This window comes from Curtobacterium flaccumfaciens (assembly GCF_051548005.1).
GTDB lineage: Bacteria > Actinomycetota > Actinomycetes > Actinomycetales > Microbacteriaceae > Curtobacterium.
Genome location: NZ_JBPUGH010000005.1, coordinates 29570 through 49390 on the forward strand (window position 1 = coordinate 29570; position 19821 = coordinate 49390).

Sequence of the window (19821 nt, forward strand, 5' to 3'; positions counted from 1 at the left end):
CCCGTGGGAACCCTCACCTCGGAAGCGATCGTCGTCGGCGAAGACTGGATCAGCGAGCACTACCTCACCACCGACGCGAAGTCGCAGTCCTTCCAGAGCCGAGTGCTCGAGCGACGGGCGGCCTGGGATGCGGAGGACGCGGTGGGCGGCCCGTCCACGCGTGCTCGCTTCACAGCGAAGCGGGCCGAGCTGATGAGGCTGCTCGCGGTCGTCAACCCGGAGGGCGTCGACGACGCGGCTGACGGACGGGAGGCCCTCCACGCGCTTTCGACGCAGCTGCGGTCCGTCTTCGGGTACGTCCAGGGCGTCTTCCACCTCGGCGAGACGGGTCCGGTCCGGCGCGTCGCGATCTACGGGCTGGAGGACGCAGCGCCGCTGGCACTGATCGACGCCAAGCCGGTCGCGCAGATCGAGGACCTGCTCACCAAGGACGGCGACACGCTGCTGTCGAGCTGGACGCCGAACGATGATGACCCGAAGCCGCTGACATCCGTCGTCCGCGCACTGTCGGTCGTGTTCGAGGGGACGGCGAAGTTCGCGCTCGTCTTCGCCGGCCGGTGGCTGCTGATCGCCGAACGCGACCGGTGGTACGAGGGCCGGTACCTCGCGCTCGACTTGCAGCTCGTGTGCGAGCGGAACGACGCCAAGCGTGGTGGCGAGATCGATCGTGTCTTGACCTGCGTGGAGGCCGCATCACTCGCCCCGGACGGTGATGGTGACGTGTGGTGGACCGCGACGCTCGAGGACGCGGTCAAGCACACCGTCGGTGTCTCGGAGGATCTTCGCGAGGGAGTCCGCGAATCGATCGAGATCATCGCGAACGACGTGGTGGAGCGCCGCCGGGAGCGGGGACTCGAGCCCCTGCCGAAGGACCAGGCCCAGCCACTGGCGAAGCAGTCGCTGCGGTTCCTCTACCGAATCCTGTTCCTCCTCTACGCCGAGGCCTCACCGCAGCTCGGCGTTCTGCCCGTCAACGCGCCGGAGTACGAGAACGGCTACAGCCTCGATCGCCTCCGGGAGCTCGCGCTCGTCGTGATCGAGAGCCCGCAGGGCGAGCGAGCCACGCACCTCTACCAATCCCTCGACGTGCTGTTCCGCCTCGTGGACCGCGGCCACGCGCCTGAGGCGAGGGATGACGACGGAGCCGAGCCGGGCCTCCAGTTCGAGAGCCTGCGAGCGGACCTGTTCAAGCCGGAAGCGATCGCCCTGATCGGCGAGGTCGGTCTGAGCGACCGGAACCTGCAGCAGGTGCTGCGCCGGCTGCTGCTCAGCAAAGAGGCGAAGGGCAGGGACCGGGGTTACATCAGCTACGCCGACCTCGGGATCAACCAGCTCGGTGCGGTCTACGAGGGCCTCATGTCCTACACGGGCTTCTTCGCCGAGGAGGACCTGTTCGAGGTCGCGCCGAACGGCGACCCGTCGAAGGGATCGTGGGTCGTCCCCGTCGGGCGCGAGAGCGGCATCGATCCGCACCACTTCGTGACACGAGAGGACCCGACGACGGGCCAGCCGAAGCGGGTACGCCATCCCGCGGGCTCCTTCGTCTACCGGCTCGCAGGCCGCGAGCGCCAGCAGTCCGCGTCGTACTACACGCCGGAGGTGCTGACGCAGTTCACGGTGTCCCAGGCGCTCGAGGAGCTGCTCGACCAGGGCGGTCAGCGGACGAGCGCAGAGGACATCCTGTCGCTGACGGTCTGCGAACCCGCACTCGGCTCGGGCGCGTTCGCGATCGAAGCCGTCCGTCAGCTTGCGGAGCAGTACCTGACACGACGTGAGAAGGAGCTCGGCGAGCGCGTCGACCCGGACGATCGACCACGCCAGCTGCAGAAGATCAAGGCAGCGATCGCGCTCCACCAGGTGTACGGCGTCGACCTCAATGCGACCGCCGTCGAGTTCGCCGAGATCACGCTGTGGCTCGACACCATGTCGGAGGGGCTCGAGGCTCCATGGTTCGGCCTGCATCTGCGTCGCGGGAACTCGTTGATCGGCGCCCGCCGCGCCGTCTACGACAAGTCGTCGGTCTCGAGCAAGGCATGGCTCAAGCAGGTACCGCGTGACGTGCCGCTCCTCAACGAGACGCAACTCGGTGGTGGTCAGCTCCGTGCGTCGACCGCCGGAGCGGTGCACCACTTCCTCCTCCCCGCTGAGGGATGGGGCAGCGCGGTCGACGCGAAGGAAGCGAAGGAACTGGCGCCGGAAGCGCTCGCGGCGTTGAAGACCTGGCGACGCGGGATCCTGGCGAAGCCGACCTCGAAGCAGATCGACCAGCTCATCGCACTCGCCTACCGAGTCGAAACACTGTGGGACCTCGCCCGGCGTCGACTGACCATCGCCGAGCAGGAGATCCGGCGCGAAATCCCGCTGTGGGGCCGCGACCGACCGGACTCCGAGCGGAAGACCGTCGTCTCTCGCGAGGAGATCGAACGGACGCTCAACGACGCGGACGGCGCGTACCAGCGACTCCGTCGGGTGATGGACGCGTGGTGCGCGTTGTGGTTCTGGCCGCTCACGAACACGCTCACCGATGGCGCTACTCCGCCGACGCTCGACGAGTGGATCGCGGCGCTTCGTGAGCTGCTCGGAGAGCAGACGGTCGCGAAGCCGAAGGCGGTCGCCCAAGGTCAGGTCACGCTCGGCTCCTCGCAGTCCGGCTGGGAGGCGCTCAACGACGAAGAGCGCGACGACCTCGCCTTCGCGAGCGCGCGCTACGTCGTCGACGTCATTCGAGACCACCCATGGCTTGCGGCATCGCAGCGGATCGCAGAGCAGCAGGGCTTCTTCCACTGGGAGCTCGACTTCGCGAGCGTGTTCGAGCGCGGCGGGTTCGATCTGCAGGTGGGCAACCCGCCGTGGGTGCGCCCCCGCACTCACACCGATTCGCTCCTCGCAGAGTTTGATCCCTGGTGGCAACTTCGCGGCAAGACAGACGCGGCGACAGAAAAGGTCCGCAGGACCCAGACGCTTGCGCATCCTTTCGCTAGAGAGGTAATTCTTAGCGCCGTCGGCGACCTCGCTGCAACGGCTGGCTTCATCGGATCGTCGGCCTATTACCCAGCATTGCTTGGGCTGCAGCCAGATCTGTATCGCTGCTTTATGTCGATTTGCTGGCGAAACGCGACGCCGGACGGCATTAGCTCTCTGATCCATCCTGAGTCACATTTCACGGATGAACGCGGCGGTGCACTGCGGGCCGAAACATATCACAGAATCGCTCGGCATTGGCAGTTTGTCAACGGGTTGATGCTTTTTGAAATCAAAGACAGTAAGCGCTACGGGGTGCACGTCTATCGCCGTCGCAGCATGTCCATCAGGTTCCACCATGCATCAAACCTGTACCACCCGACAACAATCACTTCGTCTTTCATGCATGATGGCTCGGGGCCGGAGCCAACTCTGCGCACAGAGAGCGGAAAGTGGAATTTGGCAGCGCACCGCAGTCGGATCATGCTGATTGACGACGAAGTGTTAGACGGATGGCGCACCCTTTCCGGCGACCAAGGCCCGATTGACGAAACCCGCATGCTGTATCTACCCACAAAATCGGTCTCCGACGCTTTGCAGAAAGCGCTGAGCTTTGACAGGATTTCTTCGCTCTCGGGCGAATATTCCTCCGGCTGGGATGAAGCGCGAGAGACGAGGTCGGCCACCTACTTCGACGTCGAATGGGGGCCGATTCACCACTGGGCGGAAGCAATCGTGCAGGGACCTTTCCTTCACGTTGCGCGTCCCTTCTTCAAACATCCGCGCCGAACCATGCTCCACAACCAAGACACGGTGGAATACGACATCGAAGCCTTGAGTTCGAGGGAGCTCCCTCTGACATCCTTCAAGCTGCGAAGCAGCGCCGACGACGCACGAGCTGCTTACGGACGGTGGTCGGACGGTAACTACGTGAACCAGTCGTATCGGGTCTCCTGGCGCGTGATGGCCGATAACGCGGGGCAGAGAACACTGATCCCCGCCATGCTGCCACCGGGCGCAATGCACGTTGATGGCATTCTCTCAATCGGCGGCCCTGGTATCAGTCCCTTGAATCTCGCTGCCCTTGCGGGAGCACTTTCGACGCTGATTTACGATTCGATGGTCAGAATGTCCCCGAAGTCGACCATCCGCAAGAATGTGATTGATAGATTGCCTTGGAATGGTAACCACCCGCTAATTCCCAACTTGGCAGCGACCGCTTTGCGTCTGAATGCACTCACCGACGCTTACAATGATCTCTGGAATGCATGCGCAGTTGAAGCCGACTTCCGCGGCTCGCCTAGTATCACCCAAGCTCGAATCACCGGGGTCGGCAGATCATATGAAAGCCGCCGCAATCTGCTGATCCAATTGGACGTCATCACTGCCCTGATCTTTGACATCACCGTAGAAGAACTCCTGGTTCTCTATCGAACCAGCTTCCCCGTGCTTCGCAAGGAAGAACTTGCGACTCGCGTAGATCTGAACGGTCGGCTCGTGCCGAACGAAGTACTCAAGGCGTGGAGGCAGAAACAGGACGCGATTAGCGAGGAAGAACGCACCGCGACGAATACGTCGGGCAACACGTACACGTACGAGCTGCCGTTCCGGACGCTCGATCGCGAGGCCGACATGCGCCAGGCGTACGCCCACTTCGAGAAGCTCTTGAAGGACGAAGCATGAGCGAGCTACTCCCTTCCGTGCAGGCTGGCGAGATCACGAAGGGGCTCGTCGACTTCTTGACGACGACGTTCGCGCTGTCCGAGCCCGAGGCGCAGACGACGCTGCAGCAGTTCCTGCAGGACCCGGAGGACGGGATCTTCCGCGGGCCGTACGTCCGACTTCGCCTGCCGTTCCGCGCAGCCGATCCGGGGTGGGAGGCGGCTCTTGAATGGACTCCCCCGAACGCTCCATACGGGCACCAGGCAGAGGCGATCGCGCGGCTCTCCAGTCTGCAGACGCCCGAGCACGACGGCCCGCAGCCGACGCTCGTCACGACCGGAACCGGGTCGGGCAAGACCGAGGCGTTCCTCTACCCAATCCTCGATCACGTTCTGCGCGCGAAGCGACAGGGCGTCGAGGGCATCAAAGCGCTCATCCTCTACCCGATGAACGCGCTCGCGAACGACCAGGCTCGGCGCATCACCGACCTGATAATGACCGACTCCGCCCTCGGCGGTATCCGAGCGGCGCTCTACGTCGGTGAGGAAGGCCCGCAGCGTTCGGCCGTGACGAAGGACGGGCTGATCACTTCCCGTCCCGCCATGCGGGAGCAAGCGCCGGACATCCTGCTCACCAACTACAAGATGCTGGATCAGCTGCTGTTGCGTCCGTCGGACGCGACCCTCTGGGACCAGAGCGCCACGAGCCTCCAGTACCTGGTCCTGGACGAGTTCCACACGTACGACGGCGCGCAGGGGACGGACGTGGCGATGCTGCTGCGTCGCCTCGGACTCGCGCTCAAGGGACGTTGGGCAGACGATGACTTCGACGATGCGGCGCGGCAGCGTCCGCTCGGCGTCGTGACGCCGGTCGCGACGTCGGCGACGCTCGGTGACGGGAGCGACCCGAGCGCGATGATCGCGTTTGCGAACACGGTGTTCGGCGGCGGGTTCGACGCGTCGAGCGTCGTGACCGAGACACGGCTGTCCGTCGATGAGTGGGCCCGTGAGGCCATCGAGGCGGTCGAGAAGCTGCACCTGGCACCGGTTCCGCTGATCGACGCTCGCGCCGCGCAGCTCCAGGAGCAGCTCTCCGGTCATCGGCGTAGCCCGGATGCGATCACCGCGGCGGTGCTCGAGCTGCTCTACGTCGCAGTGGAGGACGAGGACGGGCAGGAGCGCTACGCCGAAGCGCTTGTCTCGGCGACCGACGACGCTGACCGACTCGAGCTCGAGTTCACCCTCGTGTTGGCGCACCCGTTCGTCCGCTCGCTCGTGATCGCGAGCGAGCAGGCGACGTCGCTGGCCGACCTCGCGCGGACGCTGTTCCCCGACGAGCTCGTCTCAGGTGCACGGCCAGCGGACCGTGACGAAGCCCGCCGCACCGCGATCGTGATGGTGCTCGCCGCGCTCAGCCACCTCCGCAAGGAAGTCGGACGCCGGTCGGTGTCGGTCGACCTGCACCTCTGGGTCCGCTCGCTCACTCGTGTCGACCGGGCAGCACAGGCGCTGCCCGAATTCCGCTGGGCCGACGACGGCGAGCTACGCACCGATGCCGGTGTAGGGCCGGCCGGCGCTGAGATCGCGCCCGCATTCCCCGCCCTCTACTGCCGACACTGCGGTCGCAGTGGCTGGGGTGTCGAACTGGCCCCGACCGGCTGGGACTTGGCCCAGACCGATGCGAACATCCGCCGGAACCACGCCACCAAGCAGTCGAAGAGTCGCTTCCGAGCACTCATCCACGCACCCCGCGAAGGAGAACTCGCCCTCACCGACGAGAGCGACGACGATGGCCTGACCACCGGTCCGTGGTGGTTCCGCGTCGCCGACCGGCAGATCACGAGCGAACCCCCGGAAGCCGACGACGAGGGAGTCGCGGTGCCGGTTCTGACCCTCACCGGCAACGACGCCGACGACGAGTCCCGCGACGACGTCTGCCCCAACTGCGGCAAGACGAACGGCATCCGCTTCCTCGGGTCGGCCATCGCCACACAGCTCTCCACGGTGGTGACGACACTGTTCGGCGATCGGCACCTCGACGTCGGCGAGAAGAAGGCTCTGGTCTTCACCGACAGCGTGCAGGACGCCGCACACCGTGCCGGCTTCATCCAGAGCCGAGCTCGGGTCTTCAACCTGCGGAACGCCGTCCGACAGGCGGTCATCGAAGAGACGACGCTCGACGACATCCCCGCGGCGATGATCGCCGCCGCGCACACGCCGAGCGAGCGCTACCGGCTCCTCCCGCCCGACCTCGCCGAACGGAACGGCTTCCGCGGGTTCTGGGACACGGACAAGGCCGTGTCGGCAGTCGTCAAGAAGCGTGTGCAGCGCAGACTCGCCTTCGACCTCGCGCTCGAGTTCGGGCTGGAATCGCGAGTCGGACGCACGCTCGAGGAGACCGGCAGTCTGGCCGCGCACGTCGAAGCGGGGCCGGCAAGCCGCTTGGAGGCAGTGGGTCGCGCAGCCGTCGAAGGTCTCGAAGTCGCCTGGTCGCTCGACGACACCCGTGATGGTCTCCTCGACACCGCATCGCTCGTCCGCTGGGTGCGCGGCACCCTCGAACGGCTGCGAGAGCGCGGCGCGATCGACCACCCCTGGCTGGTCAGGTACGTCGAGAACGACGGCAACCGTCACTGGGTGTGGGGCGGCCGGCCGCGGCACGAGGGCATGCCCGCCTTCCCGCAGGGTCGCGAAGCGCCGGCGTTCGCTCGGGTGGGCAAGAAGACGACCGGGGCGCGTGAGTCGGCGCTCGACACGGTCACGTCATCGCAGAGCTGGTACGCGCGCTGGACAGCTCGCTGCCTGGGCGTCGTGCCGTCTGCGGGCGAGAAGCTCGCGCGACGGCTCTTCGAGACGCTAGACCGCGAGGGGATCGTGACGTCGAGGCCGATCGCGGGTGGCGACACGCGTGCCTACGGAATCGCGCCGAGCAGCATCATCATCGCGCCGGTCGTCAGCGACGGCACCGGGCAGACGCTCGTGTGCGACACGTGCGAGACCGAGACACCGTCCGCGCGCACGACGGCGGAGCAGCTCGCAGGCGGGCCGTGCACCATGGCGCGGTGCCCTGGCACGCTACTGCGGAAGGACGCTGAGCCGGAGAACTTCTACCGTGACCAGTACGACAACGGGAAGATGCGCCGTGTCGTCGCACGCGAACACACGAGCCTGCTCGAGGACAAGCTCCGGCTGGACTACGAGACCCAGTTCAAGAACAGCAACGCGCAGCCGGACGCGCCGAACGTCCTCGTCGCGACCCCGACCCTCGAGATGGGCATCGACATCGGTGACCTGTCGACGGTGTTCCTGGCAGGACTCCCCCGGACGGTGTCGTCGTACCTGCAGCGTGTCGGACGGGCCGGACGTCTGACCGGGAACGCCCTCATCCTCGCGTTCGTCCTCGGACGGGGAGACCAGCTGCCGAAGATCGGTGATCCGTCCTCCGTGATCAACGGTGCGGTCCGTCCTCCTGCGACCTACCTCAACGCGGTCGAGATCCTGCGACGGCAGTACACCGCGTTCGTCATCGACCAACTCGCTGCCGCCGGAGCGATCCCGGAGATCCAGTACGCGCCGAAGGTCCTGGGCGATTCCGCTGCGGGATCGTTCCTCGACCTGGTCGTCAGGCACGCGGAAGAACACGCGGACGAGCACCTCGCTCGTTTCACCGGCGCGTTCGGATCGTTGAACGACGACGTGATCGGCGGGCTCGCCGATTGGGCTCAGCCGGTGGCTACAGCTGAGCGATCGAGCCAGCTCGCGCGGACGCTGCTCGACGCGAGCCTGCACTGGAACCAGGAACTCGAGCGGATCCGGATCCGGATCAAGACGATCGAGGAGTCGCTGCCCGAACTCAAGCGTCTGGCCGACCAGACCCAGGAGAGCGACGACGTGTCTGCCGCAAGGGCGGCTGAAGCATCATTGCGCCTCGCGAGGAAACAGGCGGGGCAACGACGGACCGAGTTTTGGGTAGCAGCCCTCGAGCGGTACGGCGTGCTCCCCAACTACACGCTGCTCGACGACCGCGTGCAACTCGATGTCGGTCTCACTTGGATCGACCCCGAGTCCGGCGAATTCGCCGAGGAACAGCGGAGCTACGAGCGAGGGCGCAGCCGAGCGATCAGCGAGTTCGCACCGGGCGCGCACTTCTACGCGCAGGGCCTCGACGTGACGATCGACGCTGTTGATCTCGGGACCGACGGCGAACGCGTCAGGACGATGGCCTTCTGCCCCGAGTGCGGCTTCGCTCGGGACCTCGACGAGGGCGCGCTCACGACCTGCCCGCGGTGTTCGAGCACCGCCGTCGCGGACGTCGACCAGCGCCTGCGCGTCGTCGAGATCGAGCACGTCTCGGCCGAGGTCCGCCGTGACGAGTCGAGCATCAGCGACGGCAACGAGGAACGCGAGCGCACGCGCTTCACCGTCCAACTCGCCGCAGACCTGGACGACGCTGACGTGTCTGCACAGTGGTACGTCGACGAGGTCGGGTTCGGGTGCAAGTTCGCGCGCTCGATGACGCTGCGCTGGGTGAACCTCGGTCGCGCCGGGCTCGGGGCGAGTCACTTCGTCGCAGGGTCGGAACACGCTGCTCCGCTGTTCCGCGTGTGCAAGGGCTGCGGGAAGCTCGACCGGGAAGGCGACACGAACAATGCATGGGAACACCGTGCGTGGTGTCGGTTCCGGAAGGACCGCGCTGAGCACACGGACACGATCGCTCTCACGCGGACGCTCACGACGCAGGCCATCGTGCTCCGCGTCCCGCCGTCGATGACCGTCGGCGACGCCCTGTCGATGCCGAGCCTGTCCGCCGCGATCCAGCTCGGTCTGCGCGAGGTGATCGGCGGCGACCCCGACCACCTCCAGCTCGCGACCATCGTCGAGCCGGTCCCTGGTGAGGACGTGAACAACCTCGCGCTGCTCATCCACGACACCGTGCCGGGTGGGACCGGCTACCTCGCCGACCTCGCGGACCCAGCGCGCATCCGCGAGGTGTTCGAGCGGGCCATGTCCGTCCTGGATCGATGCGACTGCGCAACGGACCCAGTCCGAGCGGCGTGTGACAAGTGCCTGCTGCCCTTCGCCCCCGGCGGCGACGTGGGCAGTGTGTCGCGCACGAGCGCGCTCCACAACCTCCAGGTCTTGCTGCAGTACCGGGACGGGAGCGCGTCGGAGTGGTCCACGACCGAGGTCGACCCGGGCGTCCAGGATCCTGAGTCCCACTTGGAGCAGTGGTTCCGGAAGATCTTCAAGGAGCGTGTTACGGCGCTCGGCGCCAGCCTCACGGAGATCCCGGGCGAGTGGGGGTCGACGATCCAGGTCACGCTGCCTGGGCAGCACCGGACATGGTCGTTGCGGCCACAGCAACTCGTCGGGGGTACGAGGCCGGACTTCGTGCTCGAGGCATCCGGAGCTCACGTTCCTCCGGTCGCGATCTACACGGACGGGTTCGCCTACCACGCATCGCCGGCGCATCTGCGACTCGCAGACGACGCCACGAAGCGCCAGGGCCTGCGCGATCTCGGGTACCGCGTCATCGCGCTGACGTGGGACGACCTGCGCCGTCTCCGGGACGACGAAGCAGAACCCGCTCTCGACGTCTACGACCCGTCGATGTCCTTGAAGTTCGCCGGGCCCTTCCAGCTGACCCCAGCGGACGTCAAGATGCTCGACGAGAACCCGATCACAACGCTCATGGGGTGGATCCAGAGCCCCGAGGATGCTGCTGCACGGACCGAACGTCTCGCCGATGCGCTCCCGATGCTCGCGATCCCCAGGAGCAAGATGGTCGCCGAGGACCGGTCGATCGTCGAGCAAGCACTCGCCCTCGCACTCGACAGCGCCGGACCGCTCACGGCTGGCCCGACGTCCTGGGCACTCCGGTCCGCGCACCTCGCGATGCTCGCGCGTCGTCCAGTGGGCGTGACGGGAGCGACGCCGCCCGAGACAGCGCTCGTGCTCGACGACGGGCCGGAAGCGCTCACCGCACCAGGGTTCCGGGAGGCCTGGCAACGGTGGCTGCGCCTGTCGAACCTGCTCGGGGCACGCTTGGCGAAGCCGGTCACGATCACGACCGCCAGTGCCACCGCCAGCGTCGCGGTGGAGCCGACGTTGCCAGTCCGTGAAGAGTCCCGCGCGGATCTGACCACGGAGTGGCAGGAGCTGATCGCGCTGGCCGAACCGCACGAGGCAGCGGTCCTCCAGCGGCTTGCAGAAGTGGGCGTCGCCCTGCCCGTCCTCGGTCACGAGACGGCCAGCGGCATCCCCGTCCCGGTCGCCTGGCCCGGGGAACGCATCGCGCTCGACGCGCCGCTGAGCAATGCGGACCGCGAGGACCTCCTCGGCGAGGGCTGGACCATCGTGTCCCCCTCGGATGATCCTGCACTCCTGCGAATTCCGCACCATCGGAAGGACCCCTGACATGCCGTTGCTCGTGATGGCGAACATGCAGCAGAAGCTCGAGAAGGTCGTGCAGCTGAAGCTGTTCGCGTTCATGGCCAAACTGCAGGCCGACGACACGCTTCCCGGCCTGCACATCGAGCCGATCGTCAACTCCGCCGACGCTCGTGCACGGACTGGTCGTGTCGACCAGAAGCTGCGGGCGGTGCTCTACAAGATCGAGGTGCCGTCCGGGCCGACGACCTACGTCTGCGCAGGTGTGTACGAACACGACGAGGGCACCGAAATAGCGAAGACGCAGGTGCTTCGAGTCAATCCCGTCAACGGGGTTGCGGAGCTGATCGCTGCGCCGGCGCCCGCTGCTCCGGCTCCGCAGGCAAACCGCTGGGTCCCGGAGACGCCGCCGGAGTCGAAGCCGTTCCTGGAGCAGTTCGGGTACAGCGCCGGGGACCTGACGGGTGCCCTCGGCTTCGACCTCGAGACCGCTGAACGGCTCCTCGCATTCGCGGCGGAGGATGACCTCCTGGCGTTCGCGGAGTCGCTGCCGAACCAGTGGCAGCAGAACGCGGCGCTGGGACTCGCGGTCGGCGATTCGATCGAGGGGATCAAGACCTCACTCGGGCTCGGTGGCGACGAGTTCGACGCCACCATCCCCCCGGCAGATGGACGCCCCGCGGAGGCGAGTCTGAGTGTCTCGCCGGAGCAGGCCGAGGCGTCGGAGATCCTCGAATCGCTCAAGCGCCCGGCATCGCAGATGCAGTTCACGTTCATTGATGACGACGAGGAGCTCCGCCGCGTCATCGAGGGCGGTGACTTCGGAGCCTGGCGCGTGTTCCTGCACCCCGAGCAGCGCGCGTACGCCACGCGCACCTACAAGGGGCCGTTCCGCCTTACGGGAGGCGCCGGTACGGGCAAGACCGTGGTCCTGCTGCATCGAGCTCGGCAACTCGCGGCGGACTCGGACGCACGGATCGTCCTCACGACGTTCACCAGAACTCTCGCCACAATGCTCGACCGAGACCTCCGACGTCTCGATCCCGAACTCCGTCGCGCAGCGCAGCTCGGCGAGCCCGGTGCCCTCACCGCAGGGATCGACCAGCTCGCGCACGCCGTCCGCGACGCCGCAGAGCCGGGCGGGTGGGAGCGGGCTTCGATCGACGCCATCGGGTGGGACGCCGATCGATCCGCCTCCCTGGTGTCGAACGCGACGGGGTGGGACGACGCGGTGTTCGATGCGAAGCCGGATCTGCCGAATGAGCTGCGTTCCCCTGCCTTCATGGAGAGTGAATACCTGCAGGTCGTCCTTCCGAACGGTGTGACGTCCCGGGCGGACTACTTCGCCGCCCGACGTCCCGGGCGTGGAGTGGCGCTCGATCGGGCGAAACGAGCACAGGTGTGGTCCGTCGTCGAGCAGTTCCGGCGCAACGCACGAGCTCATCGCCGACTCTCGTGGGCAGAGCTCTCGTCCGTGGCTGCCGCGTACCTCGACGCTCACCCGGAGGAGCGCCCGGCTGACCACGTCCTCGTCGATGAAGCCCAGGACCTGACGCCGAGCCACTGGACCATGCTCCGCGCGCTCGTCGGCGAGCACGACAACGACTTGTTCGTCGCCGAGGACTCGCACCAGCGCATCTACGGGCAGCGGGTCGTACTCTCGCGCCTCGGCATCAAGATCGTGGGCAGGTCACGACGCTTGACCCTCAATTATCGGACGACGCAGCAGAACCTGCGGTACGCGCTCGGCGTCCTCGAAGGCGGTGAGTTCACGGACAGCGAGGGAAGCCCGCAGGACGAGCAGGGCTACCGGTCCGCACGACTCGGACCCGAGGTACGGGTCCGAGGACACGAGACGCCGTCTGCGCAGTACGACGCCCTGGCACAACAGCTCGTGGAGTGGAGGGCCGAGTCCGACGACGACGTGGAGTCGACTGCGGTCCTCGTCCGGACGAAGAGCGCAACCGAGACCGTGGTCCAGCAGCTCGCCACGCGCAACGTCCCCGCCACGGAGAAGTCAGCACGTGGCAAGGTCCGAGTGATGACCATGCACAGCGCCAAGGGCCTCGAGTTCTCCCGAGTCGTGCTGTTCGACGTGTCGGAAGGCGTCGTCCCGAACAAGCTGGCGCTGCAGCACGCTGCGCCCGAGGAGCAGGCCGACGCCGAGCTTCGGGAGCGCTCACTGCTCTACGTCGCGGCGAGCCGTGCGCGCGACGAACTCGTCGTCAGTTGGCAAGGAGCGCCCTCTCCGCTCCTGGCAAGGTGAGGGCCGCATCGCGGTGGTGGACGAAGCGGCGCTCACGCAGCTGGTGACCTCGCTCGTCCCGACGATGTCGAGGAGCCTGGCCGAGCAGTTCAACGTGTTCCGGGTCATGCACCACGGGACACACGAGAAGCAGCTGTCGAACGTGTTCGCCTGGCTCCTGCGAGCAGATGCCTCCCACCATCTCGGCGATGCCTTCCAACGTATCCTCCTCGCCCGTATCAATTCGGCCCTGTCTCCGGACGAGCAACTGCCGCTCGTCGGGTTCCGCGTAGTGCAGGAGGTCGACACGACGGTCGCTGCCGATCCGGGGAAGGACATCGCCGACATAGTCCTGTTGCGGGACGACGCAGCGGTCATGATCGAGAACTTCGAGACGTCGGACGGCCACGGGCATGACTACGAGAACTACCTCACCTACGGCAGCGCAAACCAACGACGGAGCGTTGTCGTGATGCTGTGTGGGCGTGAGGAACGCCAGCGCTTGTCGATGGGCTGGGAGGAAGCCGCCGTCATCACCTACGCCGAGGTACTCGACGATCTCCGGGCGCATCTCGACGCGAATCGCCGGTGGCGTGCCGACAACCCCCGGCAGGACGTGTTCATCAATGAGCTCGTCGACCAATTCGTGGAGGGACCAGAGGCGATGTCGCTGCATGACCAGTTGACGTTCATCAAGACGATGTGCGAGACCGGCGAATCTGCTCGGTACGGGCGACGCCCGAACGACGTTGTCGCGAAGGAGTTCGCCGAGCAGGTCGCTCAACACGCGCAGCGGCAGTTCGAGGACGGCCGGCGGACGCTCGGCTCGGTCAAACGTTCCTTGCGACAGCACGCCGAGCGAGTGGTCCGCCGAAGGGTCAACGAGCTCCTCGGCGGCGCGGCGGTCCGCTCCGTCTCGGCGAACTACCAAGGGCAGTGGGAGTGGTGCTCAACGCTCGTGACAGCGGACGGTGAGCCGAACATCTTCCTGGAGTTCGGGCCGACTGCCGTGACGGAGAACGAGCGAGCTCCGGAGCCCGTGAGCCACCCCGACTACTCGAGAGTGTTCGTCACGCGGCAGGCGGGGGCGGGGATCGACCGCATCATCGAGACGGAGGTCACGCTCGCAGAGGTCCTCGCGGGTCTTCCCGACGACGACGAACGCCTGGTCGGCACTGTCGTCGCCATGATGCAGGATCGCTCGCCCTCATCCTGATCGTCGAGCTGACAGTCGTCCTTCGGGGAGCGACGACAACTGACCTGCAATGTGGAGGGTCGATCGATCGAGATCGAGCGCGTGCTGCTGGACGATCGGCCCGTCGACCACCCGAACCTGCCGCGCCTCCGACTCTCCCGCCGCGTACACGAGGTATCCCCCGCTCAACCCGAACCTCCGGCAGTACGCCGCCATCTGGTAGAGATCAGTGTTCGGATACTGCCCGTGCGTCTCGACCTTGTACTTCACGTCGATGCACGCCCGTACCTCCCCGTCGACGAGCCACACGAGGTCCGGCGCGATCTTCACCGCCCCTTCGACATCGAGCGTCGACGCGTACTGCGCCACGATCTCTCCCCCATGCGGCTTGAAAGCCTCCCGCAGCGCCGCGGTCACGAAGTCCTCGAACACCGACCACATGTCGACGAGGAACCCGGCCCCCACGAGCGACCCGGCACGCTGCTCGATCGACGCGCCCGCCAGCACGAGCGATGCCAGCGGCAGCAGAGCCGAGTACCGCGCGTTCCGCCGATCTGGGCGGACGACCGGCGCCGGCGCGCCGACCGGGATCACCATCACCCCGTCGAGCACCCGCACTACCCGCCGTAACCGCCCGACGACGTCGGCCGGTACTCCCGGCAGCCGGAGCAACCGCGTCGCCGCGGTCAGCACGAGCTGGTTCTCCGCGATGTCCTCCACGTAGTCGTCGAACGACACCTCGACCGGAAGCGGCTGCCCGCCCCGGCGCGTGAGCTGGTCACCGATCCGCCACCGACCGCGAACGAGCGGCAGCGCATCGTCGCGTGTCACGTACCCGCGGAGCGCACCTCCGGCGAGCGCCCGCGAGGCCTGCCGCTCGAACGCGTGCGCCAGCGCCGGCACGAGGTCCTCGTCGGCCGCGAAGCCGAAGTCCTCGTCCTCCCAGATCGCGCTCCCCGCCCTCGCGTAGCCGAGCATCGCGAACAGCCGCCGTACCGGCGTCTTCGGCCGGATCCACACGTCGTGACCGGCGATCCGGACGACACCGACCTTCCGCACACCGCTGACGCGGTACTCGTCAGCGACGAACGTCGGCGAGATGTCTGCGATCCGCGCGGCGACGAGGCCGGCCGCGACCTCGCGCGGCATCCGGTGCAGCGTCGGCTGGTCGGCCTCCCGTAGCTCAACCCGCGGTGTCGGCACCTTCGGCCCCGTCCGCAGCGTCGCGCGTCGCCTGACGACGCAGCGTTGCCAGGCCGTACCGCGCCTCCAGGTCGACGCCGTCACCGTAGTGGTGCTCCGCGAGGAGCGGCAGGATTTCGTACCGCCACACGTCCGCCAGCCCGTTCGCGTCGAGGTCGCGCATCAGGAACGACGGACCCACCTTGGCATCGTGGTCGGCGATCGCCGCGTTGAGTCGCGTCAGCAGGCTGGCGCGGTCGTCCTGGAGGCCCTTGGTCGCCGCCCAGCCGGCCAGCACGTCGCGGACGGGGTGGCGTTCCGGGTGCAGTTCGATGAACGCGAAGCGGCGCCGCATGGCGGCGTCGAGCATCGCGATCGAGCGGTCGGCGGTGTTCATCGTGCCGATGACGAAGATGTTGCTCGGCAGGGTGAACGGCTCGTCGCTGTAGAGCAGCGAGATCTCGCTGTCGCGGTACTCGAGGAGGAAGTACAGCTCGCCGAAGACCTTCGCGATGTTGCCTCGGTTGATCTCGTCGATCACGAGGAAGTAGTTCGCCTCGGGATTGGCGGCGGCGCTGTCTGCCAGGCGTCGAAGCGGCCCCTTCCGGAGGCTGAACGCGAGGTTGCCGCTGTCGTCGTTCGCGACGGGGCGGAAGCCCTCAAAGAAGTCCTCGTACGAGTACGTCGGATGGAACTGCACGATCGTCGTCTCGCCGTCGGTACCGTCCGTCACGTGCTTCGAGAGTGCCTGCGCGAGGAAGGTCTTACCGGTGCCGGGAGGGCCGTAGAGGATGACCTGCTTGCGGCGTTCGATGAGGTCGAGGGTTTCCTGGAGCCACGCTTGTGGCATGTGAAGGCCCTCGGCGAGGGCTCGGGTGGTCCCGGGGAAGTCGGTACGGAGCAGTCCGCCGTCCCGCGCGTCTCTCTCGCCCTCGTTCGTCACGAAGTCCGCTCTGTCCCAGATGGACCTCAGCGGCTCCCGGTAGTACACCGCTGCTTCGCGGCGCTTCGTCTGCAGGGCGAGAGTGATCTCCAGCAACTCCCGGTCTGGATCAGCGGCAATTTCGTCGGCCTCGGTCTCGCCGACGATCTCACCTCGGAATGCCTGCCGAATCCGTTCCCGATCGACTCCCGACACCACTTCACCGAATGCGCCGGGATGCACGAGGTACATGAGTTCGTTCCGTTGGGTGGGGAACGGTGTACCCTCGATCTCCAACACGAAGTCACGCCACGACCAAGGATCCTCGAGGAGCGACTCACGCTCGTCGACATCAAGTCGGACCCACGCGTCGACGAGGCGGACGACGATCGACAGAGCATTGTGAATGCCGTGCGACATGCCTTGACCGGGATTGAACGACCAAGACACTAATGCGTCGTTCACTTCGGCAGGAACGAGCACGCGCTCGTCCATGAGGTTCAGGAGGGTTTCGACCCGCTCACGCTTCTTGCGTTCGCCCGGGTTCTGCAGGGGCAAGACCTGCCATGCGACAAGTTCTGCCATCAGAAGACGAGCGTCGTCGCTCGAGTCAGCGAATTGCGTCGCCAGCTTCTCCGTGAACGACGCACCGGGGACCTCGGCGCGGTCGACGAAGCACCGCAGGAGTTCCTCGGTGACCTCGGCGCGCCAGACAGCCCGGTGTTCCGCGAACACCGAAGACAGGTCTCGCAGCCCTCGTTCACGGAACCGCAACGCGACGGAGCGGACCCTCGCAGCTCTCGCATCGGGCGGCAGGATCTCAGAGGCGAGACGCGACTGAGGGTCGACACTGTCGGACTTTTCGTTCCTCCGAGCGGCTCTCCCCGCTTCGCGGCGCAGCGTTACCGGATCGGGATCGTTCTGCAGCGCTTCGCGTCCTGCTTCGGTGATCTCCCAACGTCCGTCTCCCGACTTCGTCATCGATCCCGCGCGACCGAATGTCGACGTCCCGTTCATGAACGCGTCGAACCCGCGCGTCCGAGAGTTGTTGCGCACGCTGATCTTCTCCGCCTCAGACAACGGGAACTCGCGCTCGACTGCTTCCCACACTTCCGGACGTCGACCAGGTTCGGTCCTCGCGTCCAAGTATCGGAGCGCAGCGAGCAGCCTGCTGGCTTTCACGTTGTCCGTCATCCTCGGGCTCTCCCTTGCAAGGCACGTCTGCGCTTGGTCTTGGTCCGAGCCTAGAGTCCGCCGCCCGTCTAGCGGGCACATCGCTCAACTGCTCGACGGCAACGTCAAGGTCAACCCGCGCGATGACGATGAGCTGCCCCTCACCGCGAATATCTCCGACGGGATCACATCGTCACTCGTCCCCTGTCAATTCACAGTCGGTCGCTAGGGACCGGATGAAGGGCCGTCGGGTTCAAGGCCTTGCTCACGCATGAACTCGAGTGCGCGTTCCAAGATCTGGATCTTCTTGCGAAGTTCGACGAGGGCGGGCGACTTCGGGTCGGAGAACTCGTCGAGCCGTTCGTGAGCTCGTCGGACCTGACGCTCGGTCTCGACGAACAGATGCCACACGGCAGGGTCCTGCTCAATGTCGAGCTTCTGTCGGAGGATGACGGCTGCCAGTTGCCGCATGACGATCGATTCGACGGCTTCAGCTGACGTTCCGGAACTCGCGAGACCGAACGCGATGCCACCGCCGCCTGCAGTCACGAGGCTGCCGGCCGTGATCAAGCCCCCGATCATGCCGCCGGGACCGAAGGCTGCGAGCGCGCTCGTCAGGGCAGCCGCTCCCGCGAGGCCTGCACCGGCGGCGAGGGCCAGGCCTCCCGTGGCGACGACGATGGCCACGGCACCGGCACCCAGCGCGCCGATCTTGATCCAGTTGGGCCCCTTGCTCCCGGCGAGGACCTTCTCCGCTCGGTCCACAGCGTCGAGGACGTCACCGCCGAGGACACTCCCGAGGCCGAGCTCAGCGGTCAGGTCTCGCATCGCCTGCCGCTTCACGGAATCGCTGAACCCGATGTCGAAGGGCCGCAGGAAGTTGTCCGACGCGAGGACGATCAGCTGGACGAGCGCGTCCTCCTTGGTCAAGTACGCGCCCGGAGCCGGCGGCGCTGCTTCCGCGGTGGGATCGGCGAGGTCGAATCCCAGAGCGGCGATCTGCTCGGGACGGGGCCTTCCTTCGCTGTCGCGACGCTGCAGCATTGCTTCGACCGCTGTCGCTTGGACTGCCCGCAGTGCTCCGAGGAACCGGTCCCGCTGGTCGTCCTTCAGATGTGTCCCGACGAGGTGCGCGTACCGGAGCGCGAGTAGGACGACCCGCTCGTCACCATCGAGGGGAACGTCGACGGTGTTGACGGTGTTGACGAGTTCGGTCGAGAGCGAGCCGTACATCGCGTACCCGATCGCCTCTGCGACCCGCCGGTCCGACAGGTACTCGACTGCGTCGTGGACACGAGGGCTCGGCGGAGTTGTGACACGGAGGTCCAGTAGCCACGGCATGACAGATGAGAGACCGCGGTGCGCAGCGACAGGGTCGAAGCCGTTCCAGAAGTTGATCCACCAGCCGAGGTTCGTCGGGGGCTCCTGCATCACATCCCGCAGGTCCGTCGCGCGCACGGAACCGCTCGCCAGGGGGCTTCCGATCGTGACAATACCGACGACGTTCAGCCCGATGGGGAGCCGGCGGACGAGGTCAGCGGCGACGACTGAACCGAGGCTGTGCCCGACGATCAGCAGGTCTCCGGAATCCGGGAGTGCGTCGAGGACGCGAGTGAGCACGCGCGCGCGGGCTTGCTCATCGTGCAGGTAGTTGTGTGCCTGCTTGAACGGGTTCGTCTCGAAGGCGACGTCCACGACCATGCCAGCGCCGAGCCAGTTCTGCAGGTCCTCGTGCTGGCCGAGCCGGTACTCCATGGCACTCGTCCGCCGCTCGAACTCACGCCGGTTGACCCTCGCGTCGTCCTTGTTTTGTTGCTTCACAGTGATGGGGGGAAGGCGGTACTTGCCGTCCCCGTTGCGCAAGGCGAACGCGTACTTCGGCGCGATCCACTGGCCGGATTCCAGTGCGGGGTAACCGAGCCGAACGAGCGCACCGGACAGCGCGACCTGCCAGCCGTCTTCGACATCGCCGGTTCCGACACCGTGGAGGAACAAGAGGACGGGACCAGCACTCACGAGCGACCTTCCGAGAGACGTGACGAACCTTCGACGTCGCTCAGGCTAGTGGGAAATCAAGCTCGAACAGGAACGA

Annotated in this window: 7 protein-coding genes; 4 read left to right on the forward strand and 3 right to left on the reverse strand. The window is 66.5% G+C overall.

The genetic code is table 11. From position 1 onward, the window contains the following. Nucleotides 1-3: 3 nt before the first annotated feature. The 4 genes from ACSW7Y_RS01620 to ACSW7Y_RS01635 are packed head-to-tail and all read left to right on the forward strand — an operon-like array spanning nt 4 to nt 14473. A complete protein-coding gene (locus tag ACSW7Y_RS01620; RefSeq protein WP_438124606.1) occupies nt 4-4644 on the forward strand; it encodes an Eco57I restriction-modification methylase domain-containing protein in 4641 nt (1546 codons plus the stop codon). Then, a complete protein-coding gene (locus tag ACSW7Y_RS01625) occupies nt 4641-11039 on the forward strand; it encodes a DEAD/DEAH box helicase (protein WP_438124607.1) in 6399 nt (2132 codons plus the stop codon). Before ACSW7Y_RS01620 ends, ACSW7Y_RS01625 begins: the two co-directional genes overlap by 4 nt. 1 nt (nt 11040) lies before the next feature. Then, on the forward strand, nt 11041-13278 hold the full coding sequence (locus tag ACSW7Y_RS01630; RefSeq protein WP_438124608.1) for a 3'-5' exonuclease: 2238 nt from the start codon (nt 11041-11043) through the stop codon (nt 13276-13278). Next, entirely contained in the window at nt 13217-14473 is a 1257-nt protein-coding gene (locus ACSW7Y_RS01635; protein ID WP_438124609.1) for a PD-(D/E)XK nuclease family protein, read from the forward strand. The genes ACSW7Y_RS01630 and ACSW7Y_RS01635 overlap by 62 nt, the downstream gene beginning before the upstream one ends. Here ACSW7Y_RS01635 and ACSW7Y_RS01640 read toward each other — a convergent pair. From ACSW7Y_RS01640 to ACSW7Y_RS01650, 3 genes are all read right to left on the reverse strand, one after another. Further along, a complete protein-coding gene (locus ACSW7Y_RS01640; protein WP_438124610.1) occupies nt 14465-15601 on the reverse strand; it encodes an McrC family protein in 1137 nt (378 codons plus the stop codon). The two genes, ACSW7Y_RS01635 and ACSW7Y_RS01640, sit on opposite strands and share 9 nt — an antisense overlap. Before the next feature lie 34 nt (nt 15602-15635). Continuing rightward, nucleotides 15636-17750: an AAA family ATPase gene (locus tag ACSW7Y_RS01645; protein ID WP_438124611.1), complete on the reverse strand. Its 2115-nt coding sequence runs from the start codon at nt 17748-17750 to the stop codon at nt 15636-15638. Nucleotides 17751-17954: 204 nt separating this feature from the next. Beyond that, entirely contained in the window at nt 17955-19745 is a 1791-nt protein-coding gene (locus tag ACSW7Y_RS01650; protein WP_438124612.1) for a hypothetical protein, read from the reverse strand. Nucleotides 19746-19821: the final 76 nt, after the last annotated feature.